Annotated in this window: 14 protein-coding genes, 1 tRNA gene and 1 pseudogene; 2 read left to right on the top strand and 14 right to left on the bottom strand. The window is 65.9% G+C overall.

From position 1 onward, the window contains the following. Window positions 1-74 precede the first annotated feature (74 nt). The 3 genes and pseudogenes from LPA44_RS02035 to LPA44_RS02025 form a co-directional block, all read right to left on the bottom strand. A pseudogene (locus LPA44_RS02035) lies at window positions 75-1,019 on the bottom strand (homoserine dehydrogenase); the annotation flags it as partial. Further along, window positions 1,013-1,534 carry an amino acid-binding protein gene (locus LPA44_RS02030; RefSeq protein WP_230887919.1) on the bottom strand — a complete coding sequence of 174 codons (522 nt, stop codon included), beginning with the start codon at window positions 1,532-1,534 and terminating at the stop codon, window positions 1,013-1,015. The gene LPA44_RS02030 and the pseudogene LPA44_RS02035, both read right to left, overlap by 7 nt. A gap of 289 nt (window positions 1,535-1,823) precedes the next feature. Continuing rightward, on the bottom strand, window positions 1,824-4,013 hold the full coding sequence (locus LPA44_RS02025) for an elongation factor EF-2 (RefSeq protein WP_230887918.1): 2,190 nt from the start codon (window positions 4,011-4,013) through the stop codon (window positions 1,824-1,826). A gap of 165 nt (window positions 4,014-4,178) precedes the next feature. Between LPA44_RS02025 and LPA44_RS02020 the strand changes: the two genes are divergently transcribed. Continuing rightward, window positions 4,179-4,943, top strand: a complete 765-nt coding sequence (locus LPA44_RS02020) for a DUF5781 family protein (RefSeq protein WP_230887917.1) — start codon at window positions 4,179-4,181, stop codon at window positions 4,941-4,943. Here the strand turns inward: LPA44_RS02020 and LPA44_RS02015 are convergent, their stop codons facing one another. From LPA44_RS02015 to LPA44_RS01975, 9 genes are all read right to left on the bottom strand, one after another. Then, window positions 4,944-6,359 (bottom strand): PQQ-dependent sugar dehydrogenase, encoded by a 1,416-nt coding sequence (locus tag LPA44_RS02015; protein ID WP_230887916.1) that lies wholly within the window; start codon window positions 6,357-6,359, stop codon window positions 4,944-4,946. Window positions 6,360-6,475: 116 nt separating this feature from the next. Continuing rightward, entirely contained in the window at window positions 6,476-7,090 is a 615-nt protein-coding gene (locus LPA44_RS02010) for a 30S ribosomal protein S7 (RefSeq protein WP_230887915.1), read from the bottom strand. Between the two features lie 2 nt (window positions 7,091-7,092). After that, entirely contained in the window at window positions 7,093-7,521 is a 429-nt protein-coding gene (locus LPA44_RS02005; protein ID WP_157500124.1) for a 30S ribosomal protein S12, read from the bottom strand. Between the two features lie 270 nt (window positions 7,522-7,791). Then, entirely contained in the window at window positions 7,792-8,217 is a 426-nt protein-coding gene (locus LPA44_RS02000; RefSeq protein ID WP_230887914.1) for a NusA-like transcription termination signal-binding factor, read from the bottom strand. Further along, on the bottom strand, window positions 8,217-9,404 hold the full coding sequence (gene rpoA2, locus LPA44_RS01995) for a DNA-directed RNA polymerase subunit A'' (protein ID WP_230887913.1): 1,188 nt from the start codon (window positions 9,402-9,404) through the stop codon (window positions 8,217-8,219). The genes LPA44_RS02000 and rpoA2 overlap by 1 nt, the downstream gene beginning before the upstream one ends. Then, a complete protein-coding gene (locus LPA44_RS01990; RefSeq protein ID WP_230887912.1) occupies window positions 9,397-12,309 on the bottom strand; it encodes a DNA-directed RNA polymerase subunit A' in 2,913 nt (970 codons plus the stop codon). The genes rpoA2 and LPA44_RS01990 overlap by 8 nt, the downstream gene beginning before the upstream one ends. Continuing rightward, complete coding sequence (gene rpoB / locus LPA44_RS01985; RefSeq protein WP_230887911.1) at window positions 12,306-14,132, bottom strand: DNA-directed RNA polymerase subunit B; 1,827 nt, start codon at window positions 14,130-14,132, stop codon at window positions 12,306-12,308. Before rpoB ends, LPA44_RS01990 begins: the two co-directional genes overlap by 4 nt. A gap of 1 nt (window position 14,133) precedes the next feature. Next, window positions 14,134-15,699, bottom strand: coding sequence for a DNA-directed RNA polymerase subunit B'' (locus tag LPA44_RS01980; RefSeq protein WP_230887910.1), 1,566 nt, complete (start codon window positions 15,697-15,699; stop codon window positions 14,134-14,136). Further along, window positions 15,700-15,927 (bottom strand): DNA-directed RNA polymerase subunit H, encoded by a 228-nt coding sequence (locus LPA44_RS01975; RefSeq protein ID WP_058980873.1) that lies wholly within the window; start codon window positions 15,925-15,927, stop codon window positions 15,700-15,702. 178 nt (window positions 15,928-16,105) lie between these two features. Here LPA44_RS01975 and LPA44_RS01970 point away from each other — a divergent pair. Further along, window positions 16,106-16,178: transfer RNA gene (locus LPA44_RS01970), tRNA-Asp, on the top strand. Window positions 16,179-16,523: 345 nt separating this feature from the next. On the opposite strand, the gene LPA44_RS01965 is transcribed toward LPA44_RS01970, so the two are convergent. Further along, a complete protein-coding gene (locus tag LPA44_RS01965; RefSeq protein WP_230887909.1) occupies window positions 16,524-16,736 on the bottom strand; it encodes a hypothetical protein in 213 nt (70 codons plus the stop codon). 123 nt (window positions 16,737-16,859) lie between these two features. Beyond that, window positions 16,860-17,219, bottom strand: a complete 360-nt coding sequence (locus LPA44_RS01960) for a MarR family transcriptional regulator (protein WP_230887908.1) — start codon at window positions 17,217-17,219, stop codon at window positions 16,860-16,862. Between the last annotated feature and the right edge of the window lie 51 nt (window positions 17,220-17,270).

Here is a 17,270-nt window from a genome sequence, read left to right as displayed (position 1 = left end):
GGTACGCACTCAGCACGACCCCGCCGCCTTCCCGGGGTTTGTGAGAACACGCCACACGAATCGTGGCGCGGCGCTCACTCCAGCCGGTTCACGTCGCCCAGCACCGCGGTCGCCGTCTCGGGGCCGCCGGCGCCCCGCCCGGAGAGGTTCAGGCGGCCGGCGTGCTCGGTCTCCAGCTGGACGATGTTCATCGTCCCGGACACCGCGAGCGTGTGGTTCTCGGGGACGAGCCGCGGCCCCACGCGGGCGCCGTCCTCGGTTACTTCGCCGATGAGCCGCACCGTCCGGCCGTCCTCGGCAGCGAGCTCCAGCGCCGATGGCGGGACGTCCGTGATGCCCTCGACGTCGACGTCGGCCAGCGAGTAGCCGCCGCCGTGGATGACGTTCGCGAGAATCGCGCACTTCAGCGCCGCGTCGGTCCCCTCCACGTCGAAGGTCGGGTCGGCTTCCGCGACGCCGAGATCCTGGGCTTCCGCGAGCACGTGCTCGTAGTCGAGGCCGTCGGTCGCCATCCGCGTCAGGATGAAGTTCGCCGTGCCGTTGAGCACGCCGCGCGCGGCCGTCACGCGTTCGGCCCCGATGCCGTCGATGGTCGAGAGTGCGGGGATTGCGCCCGCAACGGTCGCCTCGAACCGAATCGACCCCGCGCTGTCCGCTTCCAGCGCGCGGAGGTCGTCGTAGCGCTCGGCGACCGGTCCCTTGTTCGCGAGGACGACGTGGCGGTCGGTCTCCAGCGCCGCCCGCACGTGCTCGAAGCCCGGGTGGGCGTCGCCGAGCGTCGTCGGCGTCGCCTCGACGAGCGCGTCGTACTCGGCGCCGAGCGCGTCCGCAGGGTCGCCTTCGCCGACTCTGCCGACGCTGTCTTTGTGCTTGAGGGCTGCGTCGACGTCGATGCCGTCGGGGTCGACGACGGCGCTCGTCGAGTCCGCGAACGCCGACACCGTGTGGCCGTACTCGTCGGCGAGGTCGACGACTGCGCGGCCGACGTCGCCCGCGCCCATCACTGCCAGTTTCATAGTTCCCCCACGAGCGGCTCGACGACAGAGAGGTCTTTCTGCGCGGCGACGTCCCGGACCTGTTCGAGCGCGCGCTCCGTGCTCCCGGCCTCGATGGCCAGCCGGACGCGAGCGCTGGAGACGCCCTCCGTCCCCTTCTCCGTGGTCAGCGAAAAGTCTGCGACCGTCGCGCTCCCACACCCTTCGAGTTCGGCGAGCGTGTCCGAGAGGTCGGTGTCGACGAGGTCGCCGACCAGCAGGACGCTGAGCGCTTCGCCGTACCGCTCGGAGTCCGCCTGGATGATGGTGACGCCGGCGTCCCGGAGCGCGTCGACGATGTGCTCGAAGCGCTCGGGCGAACACTCAAGGTCGACCTCCACGGGGATGTGGCCGCGCGGCGTCAGCGACCCGCGCTCGTGGAATATCGAGAGGAGGTTGCCGCCGTTGTCCGCGATGGGGGAGAGCGCGCGCAACAGCTCGCCGGGCTCGTCGACGAGCTCCAGGCGGAGCGTGTGCGCGCGGTCGTCGGCCTCACTCATCGTCTCCCCCCGCTGGCGACGCCCCGGCTGTTGTTGTCGGCTGCGAGCGCGAGTGCTGTCGCTCCGTGCCGATACGACGCCGGGCGCGTCTGCCTGCGTGCATACACTCTCACTCGGGGACGTTCGGTGTATAAGCCTTCGGCCCGCACAAATCCTACCGATGGTTGGCGGCAGTGCTGGTCGTCGATGGTGTGCGCAGAGAGAACCGCGAGATGCCGCAGCCGGTTGCGGCTTTTTCGCGTAGATTTTTGCGGGGCGAGCGTCGCTCGCCCCGCAAAAAGGTCCGACTTTAGAAGTAGTCGAGCTGCGCGGGCAGTTCGGTCTTCATGCCCTTGCGCTCTCGAATCTGCTTGATGATCTCGGGCTGGAGGTTGTCGGCCATGACGCGGAAGCCGGCGTTCTCGGTGTTCCAGGACGCGCGGCCTTCGGTGGCCGAGCGGATGTCGCTGGAGAAGCCGATCATCTCCTCGACGGGCGCGATGCCCTCGACGACCATCATGCCGCCTTCCTGGTACATGTCGTCGACGCGGCCACGGCGACCCTGAATCTCGCCGGACGCAGCGCCCATGTGCTCGGAGGGAACGTCGATGCGGACATCTTGAATCGGCTCGAGCAGGCGAATCTCGGCGTCCATGAGGCCGCGGTGGACGGCGTCGCGGACGGCCGGGATGACCTGTGCGGGACCACGGTGGATGGCGTCCTCGTGGAGGCGAGCGTCGTGGAGGCGGATGAGTGCGCCTTCGACGGGCTCGGCGGCGAGCGGACCGTCTCCGAGGGCTTCCTCGAGGCCCTCGACGACGAGTTCCATCGTCTCGTTGAGGTGCTGGATACCCTTCGTGTCGTCGATGAAGACGTTCTTCCCGATGATGTTCTCGACGTTCTGCGAGGTGTCCTTGTCCATGCCGGCGTCCTGAAGCGCTTCGCGGCGCTCCTGTTCGGGCATGTCCATCGTGACGTTGCCGAGGCGGAGCTGCTCGAGAACGTCGTCGTCGAGCTGCTCGATGGTGATGTAGAACTTGTTGTGGCGGTTCGGGGAGACCCCCTCGACCTCGCGGGAGTCGCTGGTCGGGGACTCGCGGAAGACGACGATGGGCTCCCCAGTGTTGACGGGGATGCCCTGGTTGCGCTCGATGCGCTGGGTGATGACTTCGAGGTGGAGTTCACCCTGCCCGGAGATGAGGTGCTCGCCGGTGTCCTCGTTAATCTCGATCTGGATGGTCGGGTCTTCCTTGGCGACTTGCTGGAGCGTCTCGATGAGCTTCGGCAGGTCGTCCATGTTCTGCGCCTCGACGGACTTCGTGATGACCGGCTCCGAGATGTGCTCGATGGACTCGAACGGCGTCATCTCGATGCTGGACACCGTCGACCCCGCGATGGCGTCCTTGAGTCCGGTGACGGCGGCGATGTTCCCTGCGGGAACTTCGTCCACTTCCTCGCGCTCGCCACCCATGTAGATGCCGACGCTCTGGATGCGGTTCTTGCCCGCGGTCCCGGAGACGTACAGCTCCTGGCCCTTCTCCAGCGTGCCAGAGAAGACGCGACCCGCGGCGATTTCGCCGGCGTGCGGGTCGATACCGATGTCGGTGACCATCAGGACGACTTCGCCGTCCTCGTTGACCATCCGCATCGTGTCCGCGATTTCGGATTCGGGGTCGCCCCGCCAGATGCGCGGGATGCGGTGGGGCTGGGCGTCGATGGGGTCCGGGAAGTGCTCACAGACCATGTCGAGGACGACGTCCGACAGCGGCGTGCGCTCGTGGAGCTCCTGGCGCTTGTCGGCGCGCTCGAGGTCCATGATGTCGCCGAAGTCCATGCCCGTGCGCTGCATCGAGGGCATCGAGACGCCCCACTTGTAGAGCGCGGAACCGAAGCCGACGGTGCCGCCTTCGACGGAGACCGTCCAGTCCTCGGTGATGTCGTCCATCTCCTCGGTCATCCCGCGGATGAGCTCGTTGACCTCGCGGATGACGCTCAGGAGTCGCTCCTGCATCTCCTCGGGCCCCTCCTGGAGCTCGGAGATGAGGCGGTCGACCTTGTTGATGAACAGCGTCGGCTTGACGCCCTCGCGGAGCGCCTGCCGGAGCACCGTCTCCGTCTGGGGCATCGCGCCCTCGACGGCGTCCACAACGACGAGCGCGCCGTCGACGGCGCGCATTGCCCGCGTCACGTCGCCGCCGAAGTCGACGTGGCCGGGCGTGTCGATGAGGTTGATGAGGTGGTCTTCGCCCTCGTACTCGTGGGTCATGGAGACGTTCGCGGCGTCGATGGTGATGCCGCGTTCCTGTTCGTCCTCCTCGGTGTCCATCGCGAGCTGCTCGCCGGCGGTGTCCTCGGAAATCATGCCGGCGCCGGCCAGCAGGTTGTCGGTCAGCGTGGTTTTACCGTGGTCGACGTGCGCGGCGATGGCGATGTTCCGGATCTGCTCCGGATTGTCCATCAGCCGTTCGCACTTCTCGACAATCTTCTTGCGTCGGCCCATTAGGGATTCATACTGCTAGCGGGTTCAAAAGGATAGTGTTTTGCCGGGAGTACGGCACGCCGGAACACGAGGTGTAGCCGCCGACTCGTCTGGTTCGTCCCGGCGGCCGCGGTGGCTACCGCGGGCGAAAGAGTCTTTGCCGCGAGCGGCGTGTGAATAGATACCATGCAGTTGCGCGTGACGGGTGGGGGCCCCGCCGCACCGTTTCTCGGGGCCCGCGACGTCTTCGAGACCGAACACGACCTCGAACAGCCGGTCGAGGTGCACGTTCGCGAGAACCCCGACGAGCGAACGTGGGCCGGCCACTACGACGACCACCACGTCCTCAACATCTCCCAGCAGGCCGCCACCTCCGCGATGGCCCGCGAACTCGCCCTCCACGAGTTCGCCCACATGCACCGCCACGAACACGACCATCCGAGCCACGTCCTCTCGATGGACGAAGTCCTATTCTTGGCGTTGACTGGCCGCAGCGTCGAGCGCCGCGTGCTCACGCACTGCTACCAGATTGCCAACCACGTCAAGGACATCTACGCCGACGACATCACGCTCTCGGTCGGCCCGACGGACAAACTCGTTGCGTTCCTCGAATCCGAGCTCGCGGCCGCCGTCGCCGACCAGCCGGTTGTCGGCCCGTCGGTCGGCCAGCGGCTCACCGCGGGTGCGGACCCCTCGATGACCGCCGTCAACGCCGCGTTCGCGCTCGCCCTCCTCGAACGCCACGACGCCGTCCCCGACGACCACCGCATCTACGACCTCGCGCACGCCGCCGCCGAGGACGCCCCCGAAATCGATGTCGAAGCGTTTCGGGAGCGCTTCGCGGAACTCGCCGACGACCCCGACGAGAGCGAGTGCCGCCGCGGCCTCGTCGACGCCATCCGCACGTACGTCGACGCACAGGAGACCACGACCGGCCCTGCCGCAGACTGATTAGGCCGGCGTGATGCGGACGAGGCGGTCGTCGCCCTCTCGCGGGAACTGGTCGCCCTGCGCGCGGCCGTCACGGTTCGACGTCACCGCGTACAGCGTGCCGTTGGGTCCCTGCTCGACGTGCCGGATGCGCCCGAGTTCGTCCTCCAGCGCCGTGTGGTGGACCGCGCTGTACTCGGAGTTCATCCAGTCCGCATCGAAGCGCTGGCCGCCGTTGGCCGCGGACGCCGGCTCGCCGTCCGTCGGGTAGATGGTGACGAGGTTGATGCGCTGGGAGACGAGCCCGCCGATGACGAGGCGGTTCTGCCACGACGGCACCGCGTCCGCCGTGTAGAACACCGACCCCGGCGGCGCCCACGTATCGTCGGTGTTCACGACCGGCCGCGCGTAGTCGGTGCCGCGGTACGTCTCCGCCGTGCGCGCCCGCTCGCCCTCGGGCCCCCACCCGTAGTTTCCCCCAGCTTCCAGCACGTTCACCTCGTCGTGGGCGGACGGCCCGTGTTCGTTCTCCACCGGTGTCGCGTCCGGCAGGAACGTAATGCCCTGCGGGTTCCGGTGGCCGTACGTAAACACGCGCGGGTCGCCGCCGTCGATGTCGGGGTTGCCCGCGGGCGCGCCGCCGTCCGGCTCGACCCGGAGCACCTTCCCCGCGAGTGAGGAGGGGTCCTGGGGGAGCGGCTGGTTGGTCCCGAGCTCCGGGTTGACCGAAGCGGCGTCGCCCGTGGTCACCCACAGGTAGTTCTCCGGGCCGAAGGCGAGGCGTGCGCCGTTGTGGATGATTTCATTGCCGGGGATGTCGTCGATCACGACCGTCTCGGCCTCGCTGGGGTCGTCCGCGGAGACGTCGAAGTACGAGAGGCGATTGACGAAGGGGTCGCCGCCGGAGACGGCGGGTTCGTCTTCCCGAGTGTAGATGGCGTACACGAGCGGGACGTCCGGATAGTTCGGGTGGGCTGCGATTCCCATCAGGCCGCCCTCGCTGCCTGCCTCCCACCAGCCACCCTCTTCGCCCGGAGCGATTGCGTCGGCGTGGTCGATTACGTTGGGGGTCGCGACGGTCTCCAGTTCGTCGGAGTCGTACCGCGATATCCGCCCCACGCGCTCGCTGATGAAGAGGTCGCCGTTCGGCGCAAAGGAGAGGTCCCACGGAATCTTCAGGCCCTCGATGACGGTTTCGGTCGTCACGTCGAGGTTCGGCGCGTCCACGGGATGCGACCAGTCAGGGTCGTACTCGCCCCAGTTCTCGACGTCGTGGGTCACACCGAGGTCGTAGGCGGGGTCGTCGACGGTCGTGACGGGCGGCGATTCGGTGGAGGTCGTCGTGTCGCTGGGCTCGTCCGGCGACGTACAGCCGGCGAGTCCGGCGACACCGGTCAAGCCGAGGGAAGCGAGGAACGAACGGCGGTTGTATCGCATACCCGGTGCTTGCGGAATCCAGGGTTAACTGCTTTCAGGTATCGTATCCGCGTCGGCGAAACGCCGCCGCTCGAAACTGAAGAAAGAACCGCAGAACCGAACCGAGTGGAACCGCGTTAGCGGGCCGCGGCCGCGACGCGTTCCTTCTCTTCTTTCTGCCCGACCGCGTACGTCTGCACGTCGTAGTCGGCGGCGCCGATGAGCTGGTTCGCCAGCGCTTCGGCGGCGTCGACGGGCGTCTTGAACGACGACGAGTGAGCGCCGTCGGCGATGAATTTCAGCGCCTGGTCGACGCGGCGCTGGGGCGCGACGTCGACGGCCTTCGGGACGGAGATGCCACCGTACTTCAGGCGGACGGTCTCCTCGCGGGGCGCGGAGTTCTCGACGGCACGCACGAGCACCTGAATCGGGTTCTCCTCGGTGCGCTCGTGGATGATGTCGAAGGCGTCGCGGACGATGCCCAGCGACTGCTGCTTCTTGCCCGCGTTCGCGCCGGTCTTCATCAGACGGTTCGCGAGCCGCTCGACGATGCTGATCTCGCTCTTCTTGAACTGCTTCTGCGCGTGGCGACCCATCGTGTGTGCGACGGGTGTCACGGACAGGTAGCGGCGCGTGCTCGGGTCACGGTACTGGATGTCCGTGACGTCCCACTTGCCGAAGAGCTTCGCGTTGACGTCTTCCTCGTCGGTGCCAGCGGGCGCCTCGGGTTCGGGGGCTTCTTCCTCACTCATGATTATCGCACCGGCTTCTCAGCGTTCCCGCGAACCAGTTCGATGAGGCTCACGCCGTTGACCTTCTCGACCTTGTAATTCACGCCCGAGAGGTCGCCCATCGCACGACCCTTCGCACCGCCGATACCGGCGATGGTGACTTCGTCGTGCTCGTCGATGAACGAGATAGCGCCGTCACCGGGACAGAACGCGGTGACCTGCTTTCCGTTCTTGATGAGCTGAACTCGCACGCACTTCCGAATCGCGGAGTTCGGCTGTTTTGCTTCGATACCTACCTTCTCGAGGACGATCCCGCGACCCTGCGGTGCACCCTCGAGGGGGTCGGACTCTTTGCCGAGCCCCCGTTCTCGCCGCGCGTACTCCGAGTCGGACCACCGGTGCTTCTGGCGGTCCTTCTTCAGTTTCCGAGCGGCGTACTTGCCGTTCGACATACAGTCGTTTACCCATCGGAGGCACTTAAACTCGGCCTTTCGCTTCGACCGTTCGCTCTGCACTCGGCGGCTTCGCCGCCTCGCTCGGCAAAAACGCCGTCCAATCCCCTATCGCAAGTCCTCGACGCCCCCACTCCTTGCGGCCACAGCGCAAACCGGGACCCTACTGAGCCTACCGTCCCGCTCGGTTCCCAGATGCTTGACACTGATCGAAGCAGGGTAAAGCGCATCAGCGAGCAGTAGCGACCCCCGCAGCGCAAAAAGTGCGCCTCAGGTGAGCTGGATGTCGTCGATGTCGAAGTGCCGTTTCGCGAGTTGTTTGGCGGCTTCGATGTTCTTCCCGCCGGTACCGATGGCGACGCCCTTGTCTTCGTGGGCGACTTCAGCGTACGCGACCGTGGTGTCGTTCTCGCTGATGGTGACGTTGTAGACGGCCGCCGGGGAGAGCGCGTTCGCAACGAAGCCCTCCGGCGTCGGTGCGTCCTCGACGAGCATCACGTCGCGGCCGAGTTTCTCTTCGAGCTCTTCGACGCGGCTGCCGCCGGGGCCGATGGCCGACCCCATCTCGCCGGCGGCAACGACGAAGATGACGCGGTCCTCCTCGTCGTCGACGACGCAGTCGACGGCGTCGGCGTCGGTCTCGTCCTCGAACGCGGCGATGAGGCGGCGCGCCTCGTCGGAGAGCCTGACTGTCATCAGTCGGACTTGCTGGCGCCCATCCGGAGGTCAACGTCGCCGGTGCCGAGCTGGACGGGCTTCCCGACGATGACGTTCTCGATGACGCCGTCGAGGTCGTCAGCCTCGCCGTAGATGGCGGCGTCCAGGAGGTGACTGACGGTGACCTCGAACGCTGCGCGGGCGAGCACGGAGTCCTTGTTCCCGGAGATGCCGTGCCGGCCGATGGACTGGATGGTGCCGTCGTTGGTCATGATGTCCGCGACCAGCATCAGGTGGCGGATGTTCACGTCGTCGAGACCCTGCTCTTCGAGCGTGGTCATCGTCTCCTCGATGATGGCCTCGCGGGCGGCCTCGATGCCGAGGGTCTTGTGGACCTCGTGGATGTTGTTACACGACGTGCGGGAGGCGTCGACGCCCTCGATGCTGAGCGCCTTCTTGAACGCCGACCCCTCCGTGTAGAGGACGAACTCCTCGCCGCGCTCGGTCTCCTCGCGGCGAATGACGACGCGGGAGACGTCCTCGATGCCCTTGAACACGATGTCGCGGAGCTGTTCGACGAGCTGGAGGAGTTCGCGGTACGACGGCTCGCTCGGGCCGAACTCCAGGACGGTCCCCTGCTGGGTGACCTGGACGCCGAGGCTGCCTTCGATGGTCTCGGCGATTTCGCCCGCGATTTCGTTCGTGGAGTCCTTGAGCGGCCACCGCTCCTGGAGCGTGTCCTCGTTGAGGTCGATCTGGACGACCATGTCGGCGACGTTCGTGGAGATGTCACCGAGCGCGAGAATCTTCGTCGCCTCGATGCTCCACACGACCTCGTGGGCGCGTTCGCGCTCCTCGGCGTACTCGTCTTCGAGGTACACCGTCATGATGGGCGTGTCCGGGGTCTTTCGGGCGTCCACGAGCTCGATGAGCCGTGGCAGGCCCTGCGTCACGTCCATCTCCGCGACGCCAGCGTAGTGGAACGTGTTCATCGTCATCTGCGTCCCCGGCTCCCCGATGGACTGCGCGGAGACGGTCCCCACGGGTTCGAGGGGGTCGACGCGCGTGTCGATGTACTGGGACTCGACTGCGGTCGCGATGTCTTTGGCTTCCGGGATGGTGACGTCTTCGCGGTCCTCGATGGTGTCGTAGACGCGTTCCTTGAGGCGTCGCGGGAGTTCCGATGCTTCGACGTGGTCGCGAATCGCGGGTGTGATTTCAGTCATCGGATTCCACCTCCCAGGACGCGCCGTGCTCGGAGAGGTTCGTCGGCGGCTCCTGGACGCCGAGGAACTCCTCTTTCTCCTCGGTGCTCTCGAATTCGGATTCGATGATGCGGTCGGCGATGTGTTCGACGTCGACGTCGACCTCCTCGCTGGAGGACACCTCGACGGGCGACGTGCCGTCCTCGCCGAATTCGAACTGGACGATGGTGTCGCTGGTGTCGCGGACCGTCCCGTCGTACTGGGTCTCCAGCTCGGAGAGTGCGTTGATGAGGCGGCGCTGGAGGTAGCCGGACTTCGACGTCCGGACTGCCGTGTCCACCAGGCCCTCGCGGCCACCCATCGCGTGGAAGAAGAACTCTTTCGGGGTGAGGCCGCTCGTGTAGGAGTTCTCCACGAAGCCGTGGGCTTCACTGGAGAGGTCGTTCGGCTCGAAGTGGCTGAGCGTGCGGTCCTCGTAGCCGCGGTTGATGCGCTCGCCACGGACTGCCTGCTGGCCGACACAGCCGGCCATCTGCGTGAGGTTCAGCATCGACCCACGCGCGCCGGAGTCGGCCATGACGACGGCGGGGTTGTCCGCGTCGAAGTTCTCCGCGGCGACGTCGCCGGCGGAGTCACGGGCCTTCCCGAGCGTCTGCATGATTTTCATCTCGAGGGTCTCGTCGACGGTGCGGCCGGGCAGGGATTCGAGGTCGCCGTTCTCGTAGGTCTCGATGAGTTCCTGCACGCGGTCGTACGCCGACCCGATGGCCTCGTCGATGCGTTCGCGGGCTTCCGTGGAGACGGTCTCGTCGTCGATGCCGATGGAGAACCCGAAGTGCATAATCGAGCGCATCGCCAGCGAGGCGACCTCGTTGATGAAGATGCGCGCGCGGGTCTTCCCGTGGACTTTCGCGATGGTGTCGACGATTTCGCCGCCGAACCCACCGATTTCGTTCTCGGCGATGGTACCCTCGAGGAGCTGGCCGTTCTCGATGACGACCGGCTCGCCGACGGTCCCCGTGAAGTCGAGGTTGAGGTCGTCGGGCAGCAGTTCGCTGAAAATCTGTCGTCCCTCCCAGTAGGGCTCGCCGTCCTCGGTGCCGGCGGGCTCGGGGAGCTCGTCGATGCTGGTCTGGCGCAGCAGGTCGGAGGCCTGCGTCTCGTTGAACCGCGGGTTGTCGTGCGTGAGCAGGTACGTCCCGCTGATGTGGTCCTGAATCGCGCCGATGATGTTCTCACCGAAGCGCGGCGAGAGAATCTGCTCCTGGACGCGCATCAGCACGCGCGCCTCGGCACGCGCCTCCTCGTTCTGGAGGGCGTGCATGTTCATCTCGTCGCCGTCGAAGTCGGCGTTGTACGGCGGACAGACGACGGTGTTCAGGCGGAACGTCTTGTACGGCATCACCACGACCTCGTGGGCCATGATGGACATCCGGTGCAGCGACGGCTGTCGGTTGAAGATGATGATGTCGCCGTCGATGAGGTGGCGCTGGACCTCCCAGCCGGGCTCGACGCGCTCGGCGAGCTCCTCGCAGACCTTCTCAGTGACGCGGACGCGGCGGCCGTCGGGTCGCGTGACGTAGTTCGCGCCCGGGTGGCCTTCCGGGCCGTTGCGGACGTACGTGCGGGCGCGTTCGACGTTCTGGTCGTTGACGACCATCGTCTGGGTCATCTCGGTCGCCACGCGGTCGGGCACACCGACCTCGTTCAGCGACAGCGTCGGGTCCGGCGAAATGACGGTCCGCGCGGAGAAGTTCACGCGCTTTCCGGACAGCGAGCCACGGAACCGGCCCTCCTTACCCTTCAGGCGCTGGCTGAGCGTCTTCAGCGGGCGGCCCGAACGGTGGCGAGCGGGCGGCGTTCCCGAAATCTCGTTGTCCATGAACGTCGTGACGTGGTACTGCAGCAGCTCCCAGAGGTCCTCGATGATGAGCTGGGGCGCACCCGCCTCGCGGTTCTCCATGAACCGCTGGTTGATGCGGATGATGTCCACGAGCTTGTGCGTGAGGTCGTCCTCGCTGCGCTGGCCGTTGTCGAGCGTAATCGACGGCCGCGCGGTCACCGGCGGCACCGGGAGGACGGTCAGAATCATCCACTCGGGCCGGCTCTTCTCGGGGTCAATGCCGAGCACGGCGAGGTCCTCGCCGGGGATGTCCTCGAACCAGTCGCGAATGTCCGAGGGCATCAGCTTGTTCATGTCCTCGGTGGTGAGGTCCGCGCCGATGGCGGCCTCGATGGCCTCGCGGTCCTCGCGGCGCGGCCGGAACTCCCCGGAGAGGATGTCGTTGATGCGGCTAATCTCGATGTCCGTCTGCTCGGCGAGCTCCTGCGGGCTGATACCCGAGTCGTCCTCGTCGGGGTCGGGCTGCATCGCGGCGGCGATGCGCTCGCTGTAGTCGCTCGCGAGGACCTGCTGGACTTCGTAGTACGTCGTCGGCTTCTCGTGTTTGACGTCGTACTGGACTTCCCCGCAGTGCGGGCAGTGGTCCTTCTTGCGGGCCTCCCGGATGGCGGCCTTCGTGACGTCGGAGACGTCCTCGCGGAGGCTGCGCGTGCGGTCGAGGTCTTCGCGGTACTCCTCTTTCTCCTCCTCGGTGAGCAGGAGGCGCGCGCAGTCCCGGCACGTCCCGCGCAGCAGCCGGCGGATGAGCTTCGCGAACCCGACGTGGATGACGGGCGCGGCGAGCTCGATGTGGCCGAAGTGGCCGTTACAGCTCCCGGAGCGCTGGCCGCACGTCTTGCACTCCAGCCCGGGGTCGATGACGCCCAGGCGCGGGTCCATCAGGCCCATGTCGATGGGGAAGCCGTCGTCGTCGTAGGTGTCCGCGGTGATGACTTTCGTCGCGGACATGTCGCGGTACTCCTCCGGGTCCATCAGCCCGAAGCTGATTTCGCCGATCTCCATAGGTGATTGTCCTGTGCTCATACTGCGTCCTCCAGTTCGAGTCGCGGCGCGATGCCGAGCGCTTTCATCTCGTCGAGCAGGAGTTTGAACGCGTAACTCATCTCGAGGCTGTGCACGTCCGTCTCCTCCTCACAGTTCGGACAGTAGACGCGGCGCTGCTCGTAGTTCTCCACGGCCGTCATGCCGCAGTTGCCACAGACGTGAATCTCCTCGCGGTCCGAGGAGTCAAGCAGGCGCTCTTTGAGCACCATCGCGGCGCCGTGGCCGATGACGGTGTCGCGCTCCATCTCCCCGACGCGGAGGCCACCCTCGCGGGCGCGCCCCTCCGTCGGCTGCCGCGTGAGGACCTGGACCGGCCCCTTCGAGCGGGCGTGGAGCTTGTTCGACACCATGTGGTAGAGCTTGTGGTAGAAAATCGTGCCGACGAAAATCTCGGCCTCGATTTTCTCCCCCGAAACGCCAGAGTACAGCACTTCCTTGCCGGAGGACTTGAAGCCGCGGTCCTCCAGCGTCGAGCGTAGCTCGTCCTCGTCCTCGCCGGTGAACGCCGTCCCGTCGACGGAGCGCCCGTCGAGGGAGCCGGCTTTCCCGCCGAGCATCTCCAGCACGTGGCCGACCGTCATCCGGGACGGCAGCGCGTGCGGGTTCAGCACGAGGTCGGGCACGACGCCCTCCTGTGTGAACGGCATGTCTTCGTGGGGTGCGAGGTGGCCGACGACGCCCTTCTGGCCGTGGCGGGACGCGAATTTGTCCCCGAGCTCGGGGATTCGTTCGTCCCGTACGGAGACCTTCGCGAGCTTCGAGCCGTCCTCGCCCTCCATGAGGGTGACTGTGTCCACGACGCCGTCTTCGCCCGAGCGCATCGTCACGCTCGTCTCGCGGCGCTTCTGCGGGCTGAGCCCGCCCATGTCCTCGGGTTCTTCGAGGAACCGCGGCGGACTCGTCTTCCCCAACAGGACGGAAGAGTCGTCGACCTGGGTCTCGGGGTTGACGAGGCCGTCGTCGTCGAGGTGCGTGTACGCGTCCTCGCCGCGACCGCCGCGCACGTCGTCGGAGGGAATCTCGAAGCGGTCCTCCTGGCCGCCGGGGTAGCGGCGCTCCTCGCCTTCGTACGTACGGAAGAAGTGCGAGCGCGAGAGCGCGCGGTCCACTGAGCCCTGGTTCATGACGAGAGCGTCCTCGATGTTGAAGCCCTCGTAGGACATGACGGCGACGACGAAGTTCTGGCCGGCCGGCCGGTCGTCGTAGCCAATCTGTTCGGTGGTCTGGGTGTTCACCATCGCCTTCTGCGGGTAGTGCAGGAGGTGCTGGCGGGTGTCCGGCCGGATGCGGTAGTTCGCCGCCGGCAGGCCCAGACTCTGTTTCATCATCCCCGCGCCCATCGTAATTCGTGGGCTCGCGTTGTGCTCGGGGTACGGAATCATCCCGGCGCCGATGCCGAAGATGAGCTGCGGGTCGATTTCGAGGTGGGTGTGGTTGTCCGTGAGTTCGTCCTGGTCGACGCCGACGAGGACGTCCTCCTCTTCCTCGGCGTCGATGAACTCCACTTTCCCCGCGCGAACGAGGTCCTCGAAGTCGATGTCGCCGTTCTCGACGGCGTCCATCTCCTCGTCGGTGACGAGGGGCTCGCCGTCCTCGACGACGAGCAGCGGGCGGCGGGCCCGGCCCGCGTCCGCGTTGACGATGACTTCGTTCGTGCGGTCCTTCACGGAGACGTTCACCATCTCGGAGACCTCTCCCCGTCGGCGCGCCTCCCGGATCTGTGCTGCCAGCTCCTCGGGGTCCTCGTGGGTCCCGACGAGACTGCCGTTGACGTAGACTTTCGCTTCTCGTTCCGTGCTCATGTTAGTCGTCCGCTGGTGTCGTCGCTTCTGTACTGATTCCGGGGATGCCCTCGACGCCCATCGACGAGAGTTCGCGTTTCAACTCGCGCTCGTCTTCGACGTTCTGGGAGAGCTCCATCGCTTGCGCGAAGTTCTTCACCAGGCCACAGTTCGGCCCCTCGGGGGTCTCGGAGGGACAGATGCGCCCCCACTGGGTGGCGTGCAGGTCACGCGCTTCGAAATGCGGCTGGGAGCGGCTCAGCGGGCTGCGCAGCCGGCGCAGGTGGCTGAGCACGCCCATGAAGTCCGTCCGGTCCACGAGCTGGCTGACGCCGGAGCGCCCGCCTACCCAGTTCCCGGTCGCGATTGGGTGTTCGAGGCGCTCGGTCAGCACGTCGGAGCGAACCACCGTGTTCACGGTGAGTTCGCGGTTGCGCATGTTCGCGCGTTCGAGCTGGTACTTCACGTCGCGTGCCAGCTTGTTCAGCGCCGTCCGGAACAGGTCCTTCATCAGGTCGCCGGAGACCTTGAGGCGCTTGTTCGCGTAGTGGTCCTTGTCGTCGGATTCGCGGCGGTCGAGCGCGAGCTCGAAACACGCCTCAGCCATCCGACAGAGGTAGTAGGACTTGTTGATGCGCGTCTCCTCGTCCTCGATGCCCTCCTCGTGGAGGTGCGGGAGGAGATAGCGGTCGATGACGTAGTTCGCGCGCTTCAGCTGGTAGTTCTTCCCCTGGCCGGAGGCGACGCGCTGCCCGAGCTCCTCGATGGCCTCCTCCTGGGTCTGGACGTCCGCCTCCTCCAGGTTCTCCAGCATGAACTTCACAATCTCGGGGTCCTCGCTGACCCGGTGGACGATCTCCTCGTCGGATTCGAGGCCGAGCGCCCGCACCAGCGTCACGAAGTTGATCGAGCCCGAGACCGAGGGGAACGACACTTCCAGTAGCCCCTCGCGGTTGCGCTCGACGAGTACCAGCGCGCGGTAGCCCCGGCGCTGGCTGAACGTCTTCGCGACCTGAATCTCGTCGCCGTACTTGGAGTCGTACTCCGCGAGGATCTTGTTCGGCGCGAGGTCCTCGCTAGTCATCAGCACGCGCTCGCTGCCGTTCACGATGAAGTACCCACCGGGGTCGGCGGGGTCCTCACCGATTTCGATGAGCTCCTCCTCGGAGAAGCCCGCGATGTTGCACTTGTCGGAGCCGACCATGATCGGCATCCGGCCGACCTTCGTCTCCGTCGTGTCCAGCACGCGCTCTTCTTCCTCTTCGCCGCCGCGAACGATGCTCATCTCCATGAACACCGGCGCAGAGTACGTGATGTTGCGCAGTCGCGCTTCCTGTGGGTACAGCAGCTCCTCGGAGCCGTCCGCCTCCCGCACGCGCGGGGTCGTGATGCGGACGTCGCCGAGTTCGACCCACACCGGCTCCTCGTCTTCTTTGTCACCGATGTCCGTCTCGATGCGCTCCTTCTCGGTGACGACGTCCTGCATGCCGCGCTTCAGGAACGAGTTGAACGACCTGAAGTGGTGTTCCGCGAGTCGTTCTTTCGAGAAATACGCCCTCGACAGTTCACGTCGGTCTTCGATTTGCATTTATTCGATCACCAGTCGGTACACGATGGCTTTGTCCGTGGTCCGCGAGTCCCGCACGATTTTGACGACGTCGCCGACCTCCGCGTCGTCCGGCAGGGCAGGGTCCTTCCGTTTAATCTTCGGCAGGTCCGTCCGGTCGATGTCGTAGTCCACGAGCACGTCCTCAAGTTCGTCTTCGTCGAGAACTGTGTGCTCGGGGACGAGTTCGTGTTGGCTTACGTCTACCATGGGTGTGCCTGGATGGGGGGAGAACTACCTCTCACGAGATACTACAGGCCAATTCACCCGCAGCGCACTTAGGTCTTGTCAACTACGATTCCGGTCGAGGCCCGCGCCACCACGACGCACACGTCCCACCGTTTGGAAAGTCTTAAGAATACAAGCCGGCTATGAATGAGTGCAGCAAGCCCGGATGGTGTAGTGGCCCATCATACAACCCTGTCACGGTTGTGACGCGGGTTCAAATCCCGCTCCGGGCGCTTTCTCAGCGAACTCACGTCGACTAGCGGTTCGTATCGTCGTTTTCCGTTCTCGGTGTGCCCTCGTAGTCGTTACCTCCTCGAAAGCCCCGAGGCTGTAGACTCGGTGCGCTCGCTGTGCTCCTCGGCCTTCGGCCTGCGGTGCTTGCGTCGGGCCCCTTCGTCTTCAGTCTCGCCCCTTTCTGTCCACCCGGTACCGGCTGGCCGGCTGGCTGTTACCTGCAGCTGTCGACTTGGCTGTACGGGGAAGCAATCAGTTCTCGGAACGCTCGGAATCTCGCGGAGTGCTCTCCGGGACAACGCAGAGCCGCAAGCGTCAACGCGACGAGCGCAGCGTTCGTCTCATCACTCACTTGTTGCGGTGTACTCGTGGAGCTCACGGATGGCCGCATGGACGATTTCGTCCGAGAGTGCGCCTTGCTGGTCGTCGAAGTCGCGGTGCTTCATCGTGGCGACGTACCACGGTGAGACGTAGGCAGATTTCTGTGAGCCGCCGCGAACCCACGCGTCGTCCGGAATCGAAATGCCCCGCGGATGCTTCTGGGTCGTCAATGCCACGCAGATGCGCTCGTTTCGCGCGAACGGATGTGATTCGTCGCTGACGACGAGCTACGGCCGATACGACGGATTGGACTTGTGTGGCGCAGGTCCCCACCAGACGTCACCCTGTTCGACCGGCATCTATTCGCTCTCGCTGCTGTCGTCAACGCCTGGCCCCCACTCGTCTGGGTCTTCGGCACCGAGCCGTTCGGTTGCGGCTCGCGCCGTCGCCATCGAGCTGAGCGTCACGTCGACGTCCTCAACGTCACCGATAGCCCAGTAGTCGCCGCGATGGCGAACGAGGCCACGGTCTTCCAGTCGAGAGAGGACGACGCCGACGCTGCCGCGTGCGACGGTCGTCCCCTCGTGAATTTCGCTCGGCGTGAAAGCCTGGTCCGGTGACGCGGCGAGGAACGCGAGCACCTCCTCGGCGTTCGTTCGACCGCCCGCTCGGAGGTCGGCTTCGTCGCCCTCCTCGAAAGACTGGATGTCGATGGGCACACATAACTGTATGTAATCCGATGTAATAGATGTAACGGCAATCGCGATTGG

The sequence above is a fragment of the Halobacterium sp. KA-4 genome (genome assembly GCF_021028995.1).
Classification (GTDB): Archaea; Halobacteriota; Halobacteria; order Halobacteriales; family Halobacteriaceae; genus Halobacterium.
Note: the sequence above shows the minus strand (reverse complement) of the source record. Positions and strands in the feature narration are given on the sequence as shown.